Raw genomic sequence first — 17,097 nt, 5'->3', positions numbered from 1 at the left:
AGTACAGTAATCAAAAGCAATGATAGGCACAACTAATAAATGAGCTATCCTCTACCTTTTACAATAAATACGACATTTAGAACCATTAAATTAACAAATAACTGGTCTTATCGTTTACTTTAAAGCAGTGAAGTAAGGTTAAGCACTAGAGGGACAATAGATTGAATTGAGATGAATACTCGTCGTATTGCTCAATTTATACGAACAAAAAGAGCACCAACTGGTGCTCTTGTTACTTATAGTTATAGTTATAGTTATAGTTAGATTCAGATTAGATCGTGAAGACTTGATAGTCTTTTAGGTTCGGAATGATTTCATGCAGCTGTTGCTCTTGTTCTGCCATCTCATCAAGAGAATCACAGAACTCATTCGCTTCTTCTTGAACTTGTTGAGAGTGTTCTTTCATGCGCTCTTCAACTTTAAGCTTTAATGCAGTCATGCTGTCAGCTAATTCAGTAAGGTTTAAGCCACCATCTTGTTTCATTTTTTCTGACATCGCATTAAAAGCGCTAGAGATAAATTCTTGGTTAAAGATCTCCTTAGCCTTCTCGAAATCTTCAGACCAACCATTGGCCATCGAATCAAAACTATCTGCTGGTAACACTAACTCGCCATCTTTGTAGTAACGAGCTTCCAGTTCAGCAAAGTAGGTTTTCATTGACTCTTTTACATTATCAAATGATTCCGGTGAATCTAGGCTAACGGCAATGTCATCAATAACGTCATTCGCTAACGCTAAACCATCGTTAGCCATTTGTTTCGCTCGTGGTAAGTACTCACTCATTTTTTCGCGGTATTTCTCAATCGCCGCTTGTTGGTCGGCATCTAGCTCAACCTTCTCACCATGGATATATAAGTCGTTGTTACCATCAAAAACGGCAGTATCACCATTCACTTGATGGATTTCGACTTTCTGGTCATCGATTCGCAATTCATTTTTCAAATCAACTCGACACTGAGCGGCAAAAGTTGGCAAGCTCACAACAGCGATTACCGCTGTTAACGATGCGATTAATACATTGTTTTTCATAAACATTTTGTTTTTCATAAATACATTGTTTTTCATAACATCCTCTCATCAATCTGACAGATTACTATACCCTTGGTATATGCTTCTTTGTCAGAGAAACGTTTTATATATCCGTTACTCAGTTAGTCGATAGATATTACTTCATAGCAAAACTGTTTATCTGCGACCTTAAACTCAATCTCATCACCGACTTCTTTCCCCATTAGAGCCTGACCAAAAGGTGCATTTTCCGTCACGATAGCAACTTCATTGTTATTCCACGTGACAGACAGTCCCCCGACTCTCGGCCCCATAAAAAAGTGTTTGTATTGATCATGTTCGTCAATGACCACAACATAACTGCTCACTGTAATCTTCTCACTATCACGCAGCACTAAGTTACGATAACACTGAATGTCATCTTCACACTCTTGCACTCTTACCGCTTGACCGTGGGCAAGGTACGAGGCTTCTAGAGCCAGAGTGTCGTACTTGTGTTCTGGCACTGTCTCTTCATCGGTTGCGGCATCAATGGCACGCTGTGTAGCGGACTGTGCGATACGTAATCGGGTTTCGAGTTGCTCTATGATTATTTGGCGAAGCTCAGACTTATTCATACTATTGGGGTGCTTTTCTATAGGAGCTACAGAATAGAATTAGGTACAATCAGGTGCAAGACATTTGATTCATCAAGCGACGCTATAATGAATACGCGCCCGCTTTAGCATCAATACAACACTTAATAACTCAGGTAGAGCATAAATGATTGAGCAGAAGCTAAAACAAGTATTCGGATTCGACTCACTGCGTAATGGGCAAAAGCAAGTCATTGATAACGTTCTATCTGGTCACTCGACTGCGGCCATATTCCCAACAGGCTCAGGTAAGTCGCTGTGCTATCAATTGCCAGCATTAGAGTTACCGCACCTAACCTTGGTGATATCACCACTGTTAGCCTTAATGAAAGACCAGCTTAGCTTCTTACACAGTAAGGGAATAAGCGCGGCTGCAATCGAATCAAGCCAGGATAGGCAAACGACACAACAGGTGATGCAATCCGTGCGTAACGGGGATACCAAAATCCTAATGATCTCAGTTGAGCGCTTGAAGAATGAACGCTTTCGTCAGTTTATCTCCCAAGTTCCCATATCTATGCTCGTAGTTGATGAAGCGCACTGTATATCAGAATGGGGACACAACTTCAGACCAGACTACCTGAAGCTTCCCCAATACCAAAAGCAGCTCAATATTCCACAAGTACTGCTACTGACAGCCACTGCGACGACATCGGTTATCCAAGATATGAAGTCGAAGTTTGAAATTGATGAGGAACGCGTTGTGGTTACGGGTTTCTATCGTCAAAACCTCGACCTGTCGATTCAACCTTGCGAACAAACCAGCAAACTAGAAACCTTGTGCAATGTCGTTAACCAAGCTTCTCTCGCTCCGACTATTGTTTATGTCACCCTTCAACAAACAGCAGAGATGGTGGCTCAGCAACTCCGTAATGCAGGCATTAATGCCGTGGCTTATCATGCGGGCCTTAAGCCTGAAAACAGAGATACTATTCAACATCAATTCATGAATGATGACGTGAACTGCATCGTGGCAACCATCGCGTTTGGTATGGGCGTGGATAAGTCCAACATTCGCCGAGTGATTCACTTTGACTTACCGAAATCGATCGAAAACTACTCGCAAGAGATAGGCAGAGCAGGCCGAGATGGGCAAGCGTCTGAATGTATTTTACTGGCTAACAAACATGGTTTGAGCACACTCGAGAACTTCGTTTTTGGCGATACGCCAGACAACATATCAATTCAAACGGTCTTAAAAGAAATATACGAAAACCAAAACATTGCAGCTTCTGGCGCAAACCAATGGGAAATCATGCTCAACCAACTATCGCGTGAGTCCAACATTCGTCAGTTGCCGCTAAAGACGCTACTGGTGTACCTCGAAATTGAAGGCGTGATTGAGCCAAAGTACAGCTACTTCGCTGACTACAAATTTAAGTTCATTCGTCCGAAACAGCAGATCACCGAACAGTTCCAAGGTGAACGTCGTCATTTTGTAGAAGCTATTTTTCAATGCTCTCCTCAAGCAAGAGTCTGGTGCCAAGTCGATTTCGATGCGCTTTGGACTCACTTCCAAACCGATCGTCAGCGTGTGATTGCGGCTATCGATTACTTCAATGAACAAGGTTGGATTGAACTGGAAAGTAAGCAGATCACAGATGTGTATGCGATCCACAACACCTCTGAAGACATGATGCAGTTATCGGAACGTCTAACTGAATTGTTTAAGGCAAAAGAGAATAGTGAGATCAACCGCCTTAACCAAATGCTGAGCTTCTTTGAGGCAGACACCTGCCTAAGCTCACGCCTAGCGAGCTACTTTGCCGATGATAAGGCGCCAGCAAACTGTGGTCATTGCTCGGTATGCCGTGGTGAGGTCGCAATATTACCAACCGTCGATGTTGACCCCGTTGACGACGAAACTGTAATGACATGGATTCATGAATTTGTATCTAAGAGTCAACAATTGATCACCGACGAAGCCATTACTCGTTTTCTATGCGGAATCGCAACTCCACTTTCAACCAAGCTTAAAGCTAGCAAAATGGTTGGTTACGGCAAGCTAGAGCAGCAACCATTCAGTGATACCTTAGCGCGAGTTAAACAACTTCCTAGATAAGGCATCTCACGTATTGATATAGAAACTGGCTAGGCTTTGAAGTCTAGTCGGTATTCAAACACCAATACTTCCAGCAACACCTCTAAATCTAAACTCTCAGCACTTTTCCCTAAAAGAAACTCAGCTGACGCATTTGGTCTTTGGGTTGTAGCATTACGCTTAAACCAAGCAGACGTATTTCTCGCCCCTGTTGTCTTTTCAGTATTTCACTTAGCAGTTCTTTGAAGTGCTCTCGATCAAGAGAGGCGTGTATGTGTTCAATCGTGGTTTGCTGGAAATCAGCGAACTTGAGCTTAATGCCCTGCTTGATGATAGATTTACTTGGGCTAGCTTTCTCTAGACGTGTTTCAAGCTCAGGAAAAAGCTTGTCTTCTATTACCTGCCAACATTCTGCGTAAGTAGAAATATTCTGAGTAAAAGTTCGCTCCACGCCTACCGATTTTCGTTCACGCTCAATAATAACTTCTCTGTCATCAATACCATGGCTGCGCTTCCAGAGTGATGCGCCTTGACGGCCAAACCTGAGCAATAGATCTCGATAGTCAGACTCCTTAATGTCCTTACAAGTAAAGAAGCCAGCTTGATGGAGCTTTTCAATACTGACCTTGCCAACGCCTGGGATTTTTTCGAGTGGAAGCTCGTCGATCACCGCTTGAACGTCTTGTGGAGGTATTACAAACTGACCATTGGGCTTATTCAGATCCGAGGCCACCTTCGCCAAAAATTTAATCGGCGCAATACCAGCAGAAGCGGTCAGATTAAGTTCACTCCAGATATCGCGACGAATTGATTCGGCAATAAGTGTTGCCGAACCACGACACAGCGTCGAATCCGTGACATCAAGAAAAGCTTCATCCAGAGAAAGAGGTTCAATGATGGATGTATATCGAGAAAAAATCTCGCGAATCTTTTTCGATATCTCGACGTAGACCGACATCCTCCCAGGAACAACCAACAGATTGGGACAAAGCTGTAGCGCCTTTCCGGTCGGCATTGCAGAACGAATACCAAACTTGCGAGCTTCGTAATTACAGGTACTCAAAACGCCACGCTGCTTTTCATGCCCCCCGACTGCGAGTGGTCGATTTCTATAAGATGGGTTATCTCGCATTTCTACAGCTGCGTAAAAACAATCCATATCAACATGGATTATTTTTCTAACTTTCTCTTCGCCCGAACTACACATTTAGGAATAACTCAATCTCACAACTGTATCTATAAACAGTATAATCAATTATTCTCAGATTTAAAATGATCTGGAGCCCAGCTAAATAGCTTTAACTTCATTAGTCACTTACTATTCTGATAGAATTGTTAGAGAGTATTTAACCTATAAGTAGGGATAACTTTTGAGTGATAAAATACTAGTAGTCGAAGATAGTCGTGCATTCAGAAACTACCTATACCAGCAATTAAAAAATGATGGCTATGAGGTTGCACTGGCTGAATCAGTGGCTGAAGCTAAAGCTATCTTAGAACAAGATACGGATTTCTTGTGCGCTGTGCTCGATTACTGCTTACCCGATGGTCAAGATGGCGAGATCATTGATTTGGTACTCGGCTATCAACAAAAAATCATAGTCCTAACCGGCATGTTCAACAACACACTTCGAGAACAAGTACTCGCGAAGGGTGTGATTGATTACATCCTCAAAGACAGCATGTCATCAGTCAGTTATTTGCTTCCTCTGGTTAATCGAATCTCAAATAACCGATATCATAAAGCCTTGGTTGTTGATGATTCTGCTGTGGTTCGTCGATATGTAGTGCAACTTCTTGAGCACCAATATATTCAAACGATTCAAGCGGAAGATGGCGAACAAGCACTAGAGCTTCTCCAAAACGACCCCGACATCACTTTCGTCGTTACCGATCATGACATGCCAAACAAAGATGGCATTTCGATGACCCGTGACATTCGAGTACACCATGATCGCAATCAACTCGCGATTCTTGGGCTATCTGGCAGTGACGACCGAACCATGACAGCTCGTTTCCTTAAGGCAGGCGCCAACGACTTCCTTTACAAGCCATTTAACCAAGAAGAGTTTTTCTGCCGTATTCATCAGCTACTCGATATGAAAGAAGCGACCAATGAACTATTTCGTCATGCAAATGAGGATGCTCTGACCGGACTTTGGAACCGTCGTTATCTATTCAACCAAGCATGTAAAGGCTGCGAACATCGCAGCATCGCCATGATGGATATCGACTTCTTTAAAAAGGTGAATGATACCTACGGTCATGATGGTGGCGATGCGGTACTCATTGAAGTCGGAAAGATCATCAAAAATCATTTTAAAGATGATGTAGCCGTTCGTTTCGGCGGTGAAGAGTTCTGCATTCAATCATGCAGACCATTTGAAGAATTTGTCGACACGCTAGAGTCAATGAGGATTGCGATACAAAACCAAGAAGTTATTCATGACTCACAACGGATTAAAGTTAGCATGAGTATCGGGTTGAGCGATTTAGTTGGCAGTTTGGATGAGCAAATAAAAGCCGCGGACGAGCTACTTTATACTGCAAAAGAACAAGGTAGGAACCAACTGGTCTTTGCGCGCAACAACATGCAAGTCGACCAATAGTAATTCGTTTTTGTTTCGGTTTTTGATCTGCCAAGATAAATAAGCCTCAAAACCAAAAAAGCTCAAGACGATAATCTTGAGCTTTTCATTTTAAGGGCATAGATAACTCTATCCCCCTATGACTGTCACCAATTAAGCGATACGGTCTTTACTCCAAGCCGCTTCTTTTTGTTGACGTTCTGCCAGTTTCTCTTCACGGTATGCTTCACGTGCTTCACGTTTTTTACGCGCATCACAAGGTTCAGGGCAGTTACATACTTTATCAATACCAACAGCACCTAAGCCACCACAGCTACCTTTCACAACTTTCTTTTGGATAATATAGCCAATTGACATCGCTGCGATTACTGCAAGAAAAACACCAAATGTAATCAGAAATGTATTCATAATTATCTCGCTTACCTTATTTACCTAAGTATGGCTTAAATGCTTCAGAAGCAATTTCTTTAAAGCCATCAGCTGTTTTTACCACCATGAACACTGGGATGTTATGTTGGTTTGCGACTTCCAGTCCTTTTTCTTCACCTAAGACCATAAGGCCAGTAGATAAACCGTCTGCAGTCATTGAAGACGGATTTAAAACGGTTACAGAAACCACTTTATGATGAAGCGGCTTGCCTGTTTCTGGGTTGATGATGTGTGAGTAACGAACACCATCACGCTCAAAATAGTTTCGGTAGTCGCCAGACGTTGCGATCGCCATATCACCAGGCTCGATGATCTCTTGAATATTGCGCTCGTCAACACTTGGCTTCTCGATGGCGATACGCCAACCCACACTTTCACGGTTTAAGCCCTTCAAACGGATTTCACCGCCCACTTCTACCATGTAATTGTGGATACCAATTGAATCGAGGTAGTCAGCAACGACATCCACGCCCCAACCTTTTGCAATGGTCGAAAGATCAACATACAAGTTAGGTAAATCTTTGCTTAGCTTATTACCTTCAACGCTTAAGTGGTGAATACCAACCTTAGCCTTACGAGCCGCAAGCTCTTCGTCTGATGGAACCACTTCAGGACGCGCTTCTGGGCCAAAACCCCACAAGTTAACTAATGGACCAACCGTCACATCCAACGCACCTTCAGTAAGACCGTTCAAACGAATCGCTTCTTTCACAACGATAGCGGTTTGTTCAGATACTTCGAATGCGTCCGCACCTTTGTGTTGGTTGAAACGGCTCAGCTCTGAATCTTCACGGTAAGTCGACATTTGATCATTCACTTCTTCAAGTAGACGATCGATCTCGGTATGAACTTCTTTAGACTCAGGAAATTCATCGCCATTGATGTACTTAATGTTATAACTGGTCCCCATTGTTGGGCCACTTAAATGTACTTGCTCTCTTGCCTGCTCACAGCCCGCAAGAAAAATCAAAGAAGTTAATGCAACAAGCCAAATTCTCACTTGCTTACTCCTGTCTAATGTTGAGGATTTATATAAGGAAAAATAAGAGTGAAAAATAGGTATCTTAAATGCCTTACTCTTTCTTATATAAGCCAGTTTGTTGTCACGAGTAGTCTTAGAAAAACAAATGGCTGACTCGTAAGAGTCAGCCATAATATCAATCACTTAAATGGATTAACCACCGAAGTCATCTAGTAGGATGTTTTCATCTTCTACACCAAGATCTTTCAGCATGCCGATCACAGCAGCGTTCATCATTGGTGGACCACACATGTAGTACTCACAGTCTTCAGGAGCTTCGTGATCCTTCAGGTAGTTTTCGTACAATACGTTGTGGATGAAACCAGTGTAACCGTCCCAGTTGTCCTCAGGTTGAGGATCAGACAGAGCACAATGCCACACGAAGTTTTCGTTCGCAGCCGCTAGGCCGTCGAAGTCTTCAATGTAGAACATCTCACGCTTAGAACGTGCACCGTACCAGTAAGACATCTTACGAGTAGAGTTAAGACGCTTAAGTTGGTCGAAGATATGTGAGCGCATTGGCGCCATACCTGCACCACCACCGATGAATACCATTTCATTGTCTGTGTCTTTAGCAAAGAACTCACCAAATGGACCAGAAATAGTACATTTGTCGCCTTCTTTAAGAGACCAGATGTATGAAGACATCACACCAGGAGCTACGTCAGGGTTGTTCGGCGGCGGAGTTGCGATACGCACGTTAAGCTTGATGATGCCTTTCTCTTCTGGGTATGACGCCATAGAGTAAGCACGGATCGAATGCTCTTTAACGATAGACTCGTAACGGAACAAGTTGAACTTATCCCAGTCACCACGGTATTCCTCTGGAATATCGTAATCTGCGTATTTCACGTGATGTGGTTCAGCTTCAATCTGAATGTAACCGCCCGCGCGGAACGGAACTTCTTCACCTTCAGGGATAGCTAGAGCCAATTCTTTGATGAAAGTAGCTTCGTTGTTATTCGAGATAACAGTACATTCCCACTTTTTAACACCAAAGATATCTTCGTCTAGTTCAATCTCCATGTCAGTTTTCATAGCAACTTGACATGCAAGACGTTCGCCTTCGCGAGCTTCACCTTTTGTGATGTGATCAAGTTCAGTTGGAAGGATGTCGCCACCACCAGACTTAACTTTTACACGACACTGACCACAAGAGCCACCGCCACCACAAGCAGAAGATACGAAGATACCAGCGCCAGCTAGGGCACCAAGTAGCTTGCTACCAGGCTGAGTAACGATCGCCTTTTCAGGGTCGCCGTTTACAGCAATAGTGATGTCACCTGATGGTACTAGCTTAGACTTAGCGAAAAGAATCACTAGTACTAGAGCCAATACAATAATGGTAAACATCGCTACGCCAAGAATAATGCTTTGCATTTGTTATTCCTTATTACTGGGTGCTTACCCTACAGTTGAACACCAGAGAAAGACATAAAGCCTAACGCCATCAGACCAACAGTAATGAACGTGATACCAAGGCCACGAAGACCTGGAGGTACGTCAGAGTACTTCATCTTCTCACGGATACCCGCAAGAGCAACGATAGCTAACATCCAACCCACACCAGAACCGAAGCCGTAAACAACAGATTCAGCAAAGTTGTAGTCACGAGTTACCATGAAAGATACACCACCAAAGATTGCACAGTTAACTGTGATCAGTGGAAGGAAGATACCTAGTGCGTTGTACAAAGGTGGGAAGAAACGGTCTAAAACCATCTCTAGGATTTGTACAAGTGCCGCGATAACACCGATGAATGCGATGAAGTTAAGGAAACTTAAATCGACACCTTCAACAAGCGCGTTTTCTTTCAGGATGTGTGTGTAAACAAGGTTGTTTACAGGAACAGCGATTGTAAGTACTACAACTACCGCAACACCAAGACCAAAAGAAGTTTTAACTTTCTTAGATACCGCTAGGAACGTACACATACCCAGGAAGAAAGAAAGCGCCATGTTTTCGATGAAAATCGATTTAACTAGCAGACTAATATAATGTTCCATGACTACCTTACCCCTTCGCTTCTACTTGTTCTGGTTTGAACACACGAATTGCCCAAATCAAGAAACCAATCAGGAAGAATGCTGAAGGTGCTAGAAGCATCAAGCCGTTTGGCTGATACCAACCACCGTTGCTCACTAGAGGTAGTACTTCCATACCAAATAGTTTGCCAGAGCCTAGAAGCTCACGGAAGAAACCAACAGTGATAAGAACGAAACCGTAACCAAGACCGTTACCAAGACCGTCGATAAACGATGGGATTGGAGCAGACTTCATTGCGAATGCTTCAGCACGACCCATTACAATACAGTTAGTAATGATTAGGCCAACGAATACAGATAACTGCTTAGAGATATCGTATAGGTATGCTTTAAGCACTTGGTCTACCACGATTACTAATGATGCGATAATTGCCATCTGAACGATGATACGCACACTGTTAGGAATGTGATTACGGATTAAAGAAACGAAGAAGTTAGACAGAGCAGTAACGAACATTACCGCGATAGTCATAACAAATGCAGTTTCTAGCTTAGTGGTTACCGCAAGAGCAGAACACACACCAAGAACCTGTAGCGCGATTGGGTTGTTATCCAACACAGGCGCTAAGATGCTCTTTTTAATTTCTTTTGCACTAGACATTAGTTCAGACCTCCGTCACGAACTTTTGCTAGGAACGGACCAAAGCCCATATCACCTAACCAGAAGTCAAATGTATGTTGAACACCAACGCTAGTAAGTGTTGCACCAGAAAGGCCATCTACACCGTGCTCAGAACCTTGAGGAGCGCCACCTTTAACAACCTGAATAGCAGGTTTGTGGTTTTCGTCGAATAATTTCTTACCAACGAATTGAGCGCGCCAAGTTGGGTTCTCAACTTCACCACCAAGTCCAGGAGTTTCACCTTGCTCGTAGTAAGTGATACCAGAAACTGTGTTGCCATCAGTTTCTACCGCAACGAATGCATACATCATTGACCATAGACCGTTACCGTGAACAGGGATGATAACTTTAGAAGTTTCAACGCCATCTTTCACTAGGTATACAGTACCCGTGTTAGCACGACGAATGATCTTAGCGATGTCATCTTCAGCTGAAAGCTTGATTGACTGAGCTGGATCTTTTGCCGCTTTACGTTGGTCGTATGCAGCAGCATCGCCGTCAACGAAATCGCCAGTAGCGAAATCAACTAGACGAGGTTCGATGTTCTCTGCGTAGAGTGCTGGGATATCACCTGCAAGCTCAATACCCGCAACTTCAAGGATCTTAGTTTGCTGATCCAGAACTGCGTTAGCTTGCTGCTTAGGTTTAAGAACAACTGCAGCTGTTGAAACGATGATTGAGCACACTAGGCTCAATGCGATAACAACAAACAGCGTCTTTTTAATGCTATCGTTATTACTTGCCATAGCGCGCTAGTCTCCGCTTAATGTTCTTCTCGATTACAACGTGGTCAAACAGAGGAGCAAATAGGTTTGCGAATAGAATCGCAAGCATCATGCCTTCTGGGTATGCAGGGTTAACTACACGAATCATTACACACATTGCGCCGATTAGGATGCCGTACCACCACTTACCTTTGTTGGTAAATGAAGCTGATACTGGGTCAGTCGCCATGAAGAACATACCGAATGCGAAGCCACCTAGAACTAGGTGCCAATGCCAAGGCATGCTAAACATTGCGTTAGTATCAGAACCGATCACGTTGAACAGCGTAGACACAGCAATCATACCGATCATTACACCAGCAATGATGCGCCATGAAGCGATACGCATGTAAACGATCATCGCAGCACCAATCATAAGCGCTAGAGTCGATACTTCACCGATAGAACCTGGGATGTTACCAATGAATGCGTCCATCCAAGTGATTGCTTCACCAGATGTTACGTTCATTAGTGCGCTACCGCCGCCTTGAGCCCATTGGCTAAGAGCAGTTGCACCAGAGAAACCATCTGCAGCAGTCCAAACTACATCACCTGAAATCTGTGCAGGGTATGCAAAGAAAAGGAACGCACGACCAGCAAGTGCAGGGTTAAGGAAGTTACGACCCGTACCACCGAAGATCTCTTTCGCAACAACAACACCGAAGGTAATACCTAGTGCTGCTTGCCATAGAGGAAGCGTTGGCGGAACGATAAGCGCAAATAAGATAGAAGTAACAAAGAAGCCTTCGTTTACTTCGTGCTTACGCACCATACAGAACAGAACTTCCCAGAAACCACCAACGATGAATACCGTTGCGTAGATAGGTAGGAAGTATGTCGCACCAAGTAGCATCTTGCTGCCAACACCTGCATCGGCTCCTAAGGAGGCTCCAAGCATTTCGGTTAGCCAGTAGTGCCAGTTACCACTGATAACAGATGCTAGTTCAGCGCCTGCGTACATATGGTTAAGTGCTGAGATAGCTTGGCCACCCGCGTTATACATACCCCAAAACATTGCTGGGAATACCGCGAACCAAACCATGATCATGATACGTTTTAAATCAACGCTATCACGAACGTGTGAGCTTTTCTTTGTGATAAGACCTGGCGTGTAAAACACTGTCGCTGCTGCTTCGTAAAGCGCAAACCACTTCTCGTGTTTACCACCTGGCTCAAAATGATGCTCGATGTCTTCAAGAAACTTTTTAAGGCCCATGAAAATTACCCTTCCTTCTCAATCGTATCTAGGCATTCACGAAGTAGTTGACCGTACTCGTACTTACCTGGACATACAAAGGTACACAATGCTACATCTTCTTCGTCTAGCTCTAGCGCACCAAGTGCTTGAGCACTATCAATGTCGCCTGCACATAGATCACGAAGCAGCAATGTAGGTTCCATATCTAGAGGCATTACGCGCTCGTAGTTACCAATTGGAACCATTGAGCGGTCACTACCGTTTGTCGTCGTTGTCATGTTGAACAACTGACCTTTAAACAGGTGACCAAGGAATGAACGAGTAACAGAGAACTTGTTCTTACCAGGCATAGCCCAGCCGAATAGCTCTTTATCACGACCTTCACGTAGAACAGAAACTTGCTGATGGTAACGACCAAGGAAAGCATGTGGACCTGTTGCTTCAGTACCCGTAAGTACAGAACCAGAAATCACACGAACTTCGCCTGGCATTAACTCGCTGTCTGTCAACTCTTCAAGGCTAGCACCAATTTGAGTACGAACTAGACGTGGGTTATTCACCACTGGACCAGCCAAAGAAACAACACGCTCAGAGTAAATCTCACCAGTAAGGAAAAGCTTACCGAATGCGATAACATCTTGGTAGTTAATGCTCCACGCTACATTTTGTGCATTTACCGGATATAGGTAATGCATATGCGTGCCTGCAAGACCTGCAGGGTGTGGGCCATCAAAAACATGTTCTTCAACGTTAGACTGAGCTGAACGAGGTAAGCTAGTACCTTTTTTACAAACGTACACTTTACCGTTAGTCAGAGTTGAAAGAAGATCTAAACCAGCAACGAAAGCATCAGACTGCTCGTTAATGATTAATTCTGGCTCAGCTGCTAGCGGATTAGTATCCATAGCAGTAACGAAAATAGCCTGAGTTTCAGAATCAACTGCTGGAACCTTGCTGAACGGACGAGTTCGCAAAGCGGTCCATGCGCCAGACTCAACTAACTGAGCTTTAACCGTTTCACGGTCAAGGCCTACTAGTTGGTTAGCTTCATAGCTATTGAACGTGATTTGCTCATTGCCTGCTACTTCAATCACTACTGATTGAAGAACACGCTTAGCACCACGGTTCACTTCAATAACTTTACCGCTTGCTGGAGAAGTAAATACAACACCTGGGTTCTTTTTATCTGCAAAAAGAACTTGGCCTTTCTTCACTTCATCACCAACGCGAGCATGCATCGTAGGACGCATACCAACGTACTCTTCGCCAAGCAAGGCGACTTTAGTGATGGACTTACCATCATTAATCACCTGGGATGGAGTTCCTGCGATAGGAAGATCCAAACCCTTCTTTATTGTAATCATACGCACTTGCACTACTTTATCGGGAAAAAGATTCTTTTAATTGCGTAAATTCGGGACGTTTTAAAATCGCCCTTAGACACGACATTACAGTGTCCGGTTTTGGTAAATTTGAGATACCAAAATCGCAACATTACATTAATAAACTCATCACAAAGATTATGTGAGATTTATCAGGTGCCGTATTCTAGCATTTTTTGACAACTTGATGCCATGACCAATAACTTGAATACGGCCTTAATTTGGTGAGATTTGAAGCATATGGACTCTCAAATATGTATAAATTTGACGAGCCGCACAGATAAAATGGCTTTTGAATCGTGTTTTAAACAAGAGATTAATACTCTGTCACAAACTAATATTTTACGAGTTATGTTGAAACACTGTTAATAAAAACATTACTCATTGTAGGTATTTAAAGACGCCTAATTTGACATCAATTTGAGTGATATAAACCCTAAAAACAGATCAGCCTGGCGATAAAAAAGGCAGCATCGCCACCTCTTCTATCAGTTAGTTTTATTACTTACCACCGCCCATACACATAGGGCTGTCTGGCACGTTATCGAGTTGCTTCATCCATTCATCTTTTGTATAAGTGTGAATAGATAGTGCGTGAATATTATTCGCTAGCTCTTCTGAAAGTGCTTTATTTACCGCTCGATGACGACCAATAAGGCGCAAACCTTCAAACGCATCGCTGACAACAATCACTTTAAAATGACTCTCAGAACCAGCCGGAACATTGTGCATGTAGCTCTCATTGACCACGTTTAAATGACTCGGTGAAAACTCATTGTGCAATTTTGTTTCGATAACTTCTTGGATCATTATGATTCCTTAATAACGTATTGGCATTATCTGTGGGGGAAGTATAAACCCTAACTGGTCGACTGTCTGAGTATTTCATAACGAACGACTTAGGTTTGGTTGAGTTTTTTCTATCTTGTTCAGGCTGCATTTGAGACAATATCGTTGTTATTTCTTACATAAGTATCTCAAGCTATGAAAACCGAACTTACTCTTCTCGATAGAACTTTGACCTTACATCGTTTCCCCAACCGTTCAAATGAAACCCTTCAAGCTTGGGATGCGGGCGACGAATACATTATTAGTCACGTTGAAGAGATGAATCTTGAACCTGGCAAACACATCCTGATCATGAACGATAGCTTTGGTGCCCTGTCGGCATGGTTCTCTAAAGATCATGATGTCACCATGATGAGCGACTCGTTTATCTCTCATCGCGGTGCGCTAAAAAACTTGCAGCGCAATCAAAGTAACCGTGTGAACTTCCTGAATACGATGGATGATATCCCACACGGTATCGATCTTGTGATCATGCAACTACCGAAAACAAACCGTCATCTAGTATGGCAATTGAGCCAACTACGCCAAGCGTTGCCAGAAGGCTGCCAAGTCATCGGTGTCAACAAAGTAAAAGATATCCACACATCTACACTTAATATTTTCGAAAAGTACCTAGGTGAAACCAAAACTTCTCTAGCGAAGAAGAAACATCGCTTGGTTTTCTCTTCACCAAATTGTCAGCCGATTCAAACGGTCGAACCTTTTGTTGAATGGGATGTAGACGGTGAAGATATTCGCCTGAAAAATTTACCGAACGTTTACTCAGGCGAGGCACTCGATCAAGGCGCTCGCTATATGCTAGAGCACATCCCTCAAGATCCTGAACTGCGTCATATTATCGACCTAGGTTGTGGCAACGGTGTATTGAGTGTAAAAGCTGGGCAATTAAACCCACAAGCGCGTATCACCTGTGTTGATGAAAGCTTTATGGCAGTGGAATCAGCGCGCCAAAATATTAAAGATAACCTTGGCGAAGAAGGTAATTTCCAGTTCATCGCCAATAACTGTTTAGATGGTTTTAAGAAAAACAGCACTTACTTAGTTATGTGTAACCCTCCATTCCACCAACAACAAGCGATTACAGATCACATTGCATGGCAAATGTTCTGTGATGCAAAGCATGTTCTTAGCAACGGAGGCAAATTAATTGTTATTGGTAACCGACACCTCGGATACGATGTCAAACTAGCAAGACTATTTGGTGAAGCAAACGTTGAAACGCTTGAACTAAACCAGAAATTTGAGATATTACAAGCAACAAGAGAACCTGCGAATTTTAATAAATAAGCAGAAACGACGTCACAAGAATTTAAGATACCGAGCTCCTGGTGTGAATTTAGAAAGGATAAAGGAATGAAAAAACTGATTTTGGCTGCTTCTATTTTGGCTTTGACAGCATGTTCAGCCCCTCAGCAAGAACAGATCAACGTAATGCCAGAAGCTTCACTAAGCTCAAGCAACCTTGTACAAGGCAAAACATACACACTAACCAGTAAAGATGTTCGCGCCGCTCAATATGTTGCATTGGTTGATAGTGGCCGTTCAAACATTCAGCCAATTCACGCTAAGCAAAACATGCGTATTTCTCTAGAAAACGCTATTGCTCAACAATTGGAGTCTCAAGGTTTTCGTGCAAGCGTAAACAGTGAAAACTCAATTGTTTTAGAGATTCAAGAAGCTCTCGTTACCGTCAAGCACACCATCATGGAAAACCAAATGGATGGTAAAGTAACACTTGAAGTAACCGCTGAAACGCCTGAAGGCAAGCTAGTTAAGACATTCAATGGTACAGCAACTCGCACAGGTGCATTAAGTGCATCAAATGACGATATCGCAATGGTACTAAACGATGTTATCGACTTAGTTCTTAAAGAGATTGCCAATGACCAAGAGCTGCAAACTTACATGAAGGAACGTTTCTAATGGGACGCATTCTATCTTCTATTGCATTGATGCTGGTGAGCGTGAGCGTTTGGGCTGGTCCTAAAGTGAACGTAGAAACGACATTAGGCGGCTTCACTATCGAGCTAAACCAAGAGCAAGCTCCGGTTAGTGTTGATAACTTTCTGAAATATGTTGCTGACGGTAGCTACGAAGGCACTCAGTTTCACCGTGTGATCCCGGGCTTTATGGCTCAGGGTGGTGGCTTCGATCAAGATATGAAGCAATTAGCAACTTATGCGCCTATCAAAAATGAAGGCAGCAATGGCCTTAAGAATGATACTGCAACGATCGCAATGGCTCGCACCAATGCACCAGATTCTGCAACTCGCCAGTTCTTCATTAACTTTGCAGACAACGATTTCTTAAACGCGAAAGGCGGTAATCCTGGTTACGCTGTGTTTGGTAAAGTAACAGATGGTTTTGACGTTGTTCAGAAGATGGCAACAATTCCAACCAAACGAATGGGCCGCATGTCAGACATTCCTGTCGACCCAATCGTCATCACTAAAGTGACCCTTCTTAAGTAATCCAATGTAACGCCCTTATTCTTAAGGGCGTTTTCTATACAAG

The 17,097-nt window shown here is 43.2% G+C and carries 17 protein-coding genes; 5 read left to right on the top strand and 12 right to left on the bottom strand.

Annotated elements, in window-relative coordinates; translation table 11 throughout:
• Positions 1–271 precede the first annotated feature (271 nt).
• Both Q5H80_RS03265 and Q5H80_RS03260 read right to left on the bottom strand, forming a co-directional pair.
• Positions 272–1,066, bottom strand: a complete 795-nt coding sequence (locus Q5H80_RS03265) for a YggN family protein (RefSeq protein ID WP_304568719.1) — start codon at positions 1,064–1,066, stop codon at positions 272–274.
• 86 nt (positions 1,067–1,152) lie between these two features.
• On the bottom strand, positions 1,153–1,626 hold the full coding sequence (locus Q5H80_RS03260) for a GreA/GreB family elongation factor (RefSeq protein ID WP_304568717.1): 474 nt from the start codon (positions 1,624–1,626) through the stop codon (positions 1,153–1,155).
• A 145-nt stretch (positions 1,627–1,771) separates the two neighbouring features.
• Between Q5H80_RS03260 and Q5H80_RS03255 the strand changes: the two genes are divergently transcribed.
• Positions 1,772–3,706, top strand: a complete 1,935-nt coding sequence (locus Q5H80_RS03255; RefSeq protein ID WP_304568715.1) for an ATP-dependent DNA helicase RecQ — start codon at positions 1,772–1,774, stop codon at positions 3,704–3,706.
• Between the two features lie 109 nt (positions 3,707–3,815).
• On the opposite strand, the gene dinB is transcribed toward Q5H80_RS03255, so the two are convergent.
• Entirely contained in the window at positions 3,816–4,892 is a 1,077-nt protein-coding gene (dinB, locus tag Q5H80_RS03250; RefSeq protein ID WP_304568713.1) for a DNA polymerase IV, read from the bottom strand.
• Between the two features lie 163 nt (positions 4,893–5,055).
• On the opposite strand from dinB, the gene Q5H80_RS03245 reads away from it, so the two are divergent.
• Positions 5,056–6,294 carry a response regulator gene (locus Q5H80_RS03245; protein WP_304568711.1) on the top strand — a complete coding sequence of 413 codons (1,239 nt, stop codon included), beginning with the start codon at positions 5,056–5,058 and terminating at the stop codon, positions 6,292–6,294.
• A gap of 132 nt (positions 6,295–6,426) precedes the next feature.
• Here Q5H80_RS03245 and nqrM read toward each other — a convergent pair whose 3' ends face one another.
• The 9 genes from nqrM to bolA all read right to left on the bottom strand — a co-directional run bounded on the left by nqrM (position 6,427) and on the right by bolA (position 14,544).
• The gene (nqrM, locus tag Q5H80_RS03240) at positions 6,427–6,681 is read right to left on the bottom strand and encodes a (Na+)-NQR maturation NqrM (RefSeq protein ID WP_009848378.1); all 255 of its coding nucleotides are present in this window, start codon (positions 6,679–6,681) and stop codon (positions 6,427–6,429) included.
• A 16-nt stretch (positions 6,682–6,697) separates the two neighbouring features.
• Positions 6,698–7,702: an FAD:protein FMN transferase gene (locus Q5H80_RS03235; protein WP_065678549.1), complete on the bottom strand. Its 1,005-nt coding sequence runs from the start codon at positions 7,700–7,702 to the stop codon at positions 6,698–6,700.
• Positions 7,703–7,876: 174 nt separating this feature from the next.
• Entirely contained in the window at positions 7,877–9,103 is a 1,227-nt protein-coding gene (gene nqrF / locus Q5H80_RS03230; protein ID WP_017631923.1) for an NADH:ubiquinone reductase (Na(+)-transporting) subunit F, read from the bottom strand.
• A 29-nt stretch (positions 9,104–9,132) separates the two neighbouring features.
• Positions 9,133–9,729 (bottom strand): NADH:ubiquinone reductase (Na(+)-transporting) subunit E, encoded by a 597-nt coding sequence (gene nqrE / locus Q5H80_RS03225; protein WP_009848375.1) that lies wholly within the window; start codon positions 9,727–9,729, stop codon positions 9,133–9,135.
• 7 nt (positions 9,730–9,736) lie between these two features.
• On the bottom strand, positions 9,737–10,369 hold the full coding sequence (locus tag Q5H80_RS03220) for an NADH:ubiquinone reductase (Na(+)-transporting) subunit D (protein WP_004735210.1): 633 nt from the start codon (positions 10,367–10,369) through the stop codon (positions 9,737–9,739).
• Positions 10,369–11,136, bottom strand: a complete 768-nt coding sequence (locus Q5H80_RS03215) for a Na(+)-translocating NADH-quinone reductase subunit C (RefSeq protein ID WP_304568691.1) — start codon at positions 11,134–11,136, stop codon at positions 10,369–10,371. Before Q5H80_RS03215 ends, Q5H80_RS03220 begins: the two co-directional genes overlap by 1 nt.
• Entirely contained in the window at positions 11,126–12,370 is a 1,245-nt protein-coding gene (locus Q5H80_RS03210; protein ID WP_304568690.1) for an NADH:ubiquinone reductase (Na(+)-transporting) subunit B, read from the bottom strand. The genes Q5H80_RS03215 and Q5H80_RS03210 overlap by 11 nt, the downstream gene beginning before the upstream one ends.
• A 5-nt stretch (positions 12,371–12,375) precedes the next feature.
• On the bottom strand, positions 12,376–13,716 hold the full coding sequence (locus Q5H80_RS03205) for a Na(+)-translocating NADH-quinone reductase subunit A (protein ID WP_019823845.1): 1,341 nt from the start codon (positions 13,714–13,716) through the stop codon (positions 12,376–12,378).
• A gap of 519 nt (positions 13,717–14,235) precedes the next feature.
• Positions 14,236–14,544: a transcriptional regulator BolA gene (gene bolA, locus Q5H80_RS03200; RefSeq protein WP_009848370.1), complete on the bottom strand. Its 309-nt coding sequence runs from the start codon at positions 14,542–14,544 to the stop codon at positions 14,236–14,238.
• A 174-nt stretch (positions 14,545–14,718) separates the two neighbouring features.
• Here bolA and Q5H80_RS03195 point away from each other — a divergent pair, with 174 nt between their 5' ends.
• The 3 genes from Q5H80_RS03195 to Q5H80_RS03185 all read left to right on the top strand — a co-directional run bounded on the left by Q5H80_RS03195 (position 14,719) and on the right by Q5H80_RS03185 (position 17,054).
• The gene (locus Q5H80_RS03195) at positions 14,719–15,870 is read left to right on the top strand and encodes a class I SAM-dependent methyltransferase (protein ID WP_012603366.1); all 1,152 of its coding nucleotides are present in this window, start codon (positions 14,719–14,721) and stop codon (positions 15,868–15,870) included.
• Between the two features lie 66 nt (positions 15,871–15,936).
• Entirely contained in the window at positions 15,937–16,506 is a 570-nt protein-coding gene (locus tag Q5H80_RS03190; RefSeq protein ID WP_009848368.1) for a YajG family lipoprotein, read from the top strand.
• Entirely contained in the window at positions 16,506–17,054 is a 549-nt protein-coding gene (locus Q5H80_RS03185; RefSeq protein ID WP_009848367.1) for a peptidylprolyl isomerase, read from the top strand. The genes Q5H80_RS03190 and Q5H80_RS03185 overlap by 1 nt, the downstream gene beginning before the upstream one ends.
• Positions 17,055–17,097 lie beyond the last annotated feature (43 nt).

The sequence above is a fragment of the Vibrio sp. SNU_ST1 genome, assembly GCF_030563405.1.
In the GTDB taxonomy this organism is placed as follows: Bacteria; Pseudomonadota; Gammaproteobacteria; order Enterobacterales; family Vibrionaceae; genus Vibrio.
Note: the sequence above shows the minus strand (reverse complement) of the source record. Positions and strands in the feature narration are given on the sequence as shown.

What these genes read in the sequence shown, in the direction of transcription:
- nqrE (WP_009848375.1), bottom strand. Translation starts at nt 9,729, where the DNA reads ATGGAACATTATATTAGTCTGCTAGTTAAATCGATTTTCATCGAAAAC.
- Q5H80_RS03210 (WP_304568690.1), bottom strand. Translation starts at nt 12,370, where the DNA reads ATGGGCCTTAAAAAGTTTCTTGAAGACATCGAGCATCATTTTGAGCCA.
- bolA (WP_009848370.1), bottom strand. Translation starts at nt 14,544, where the DNA reads ATGATCCAAGAAGTTATCGAAACAAAATTGCACAATGAGTTTTCACCG.
- Q5H80_RS03195 (WP_012603366.1), top strand. Translation starts at nt 14,719, where the DNA reads ATGAAAACCGAACTTACTCTTCTCGATAGAACTTTGACCTTACATCGT.
- nqrM (WP_009848378.1), bottom strand. Translation starts at nt 6,681, where the DNA reads ATGAATACATTTCTGATTACATTTGGTGTTTTTCTTGCAGTAATCGCA.
- nqrF (WP_017631923.1), bottom strand. Translation starts at nt 9,103, where the DNA reads ATGCAAAGCATTATTCTTGGCGTAGCGATGTTTACCATTATTGTATTG.
- Q5H80_RS03205 (WP_019823845.1), bottom strand. Translation starts at nt 13,716, where the DNA reads ATGATTACAATAAAGAAGGGTTTGGATCTTCCTATCGCAGGAACTCCA.
- Q5H80_RS03255 (WP_304568715.1), top strand. Translation starts at nt 1,772, where the DNA reads ATGATTGAGCAGAAGCTAAAACAAGTATTCGGATTCGACTCACTGCGT.
- Q5H80_RS03260 (WP_304568717.1), bottom strand. Translation starts at nt 1,626, where the DNA reads ATGAATAAGTCTGAGCTTCGCCAAATAATCATAGAGCAACTCGAAACC.
- Q5H80_RS03220 (WP_004735210.1), bottom strand. Translation starts at nt 10,369, where the DNA reads ATGTCTAGTGCAAAAGAAATTAAAAAGAGCATCTTAGCGCCTGTGTTG.
- Q5H80_RS03265 (WP_304568719.1), bottom strand. Translation starts at nt 1,066, where the DNA reads ATGAAAAACAATGTATTTATGAAAAACAAAATGTTTATGAAAAACAAT.
- Q5H80_RS03215 (WP_304568691.1), bottom strand. Translation starts at nt 11,136, where the DNA reads ATGGCAAGTAATAACGATAGCATTAAAAAGACGCTGTTTGTTGTTATC.
- Q5H80_RS03190 (WP_009848368.1), top strand. Translation starts at nt 15,937, where the DNA reads ATGAAAAAACTGATTTTGGCTGCTTCTATTTTGGCTTTGACAGCATGT.
- dinB (WP_304568713.1), bottom strand. Translation starts at nt 4,892, where the DNA reads ATGTGTAGTTCGGGCGAAGAGAAAGTTAGAAAAATAATCCATGTTGAT.
- Q5H80_RS03185 (WP_009848367.1), top strand. Translation starts at nt 16,506, where the DNA reads ATGGGACGCATTCTATCTTCTATTGCATTGATGCTGGTGAGCGTGAGC.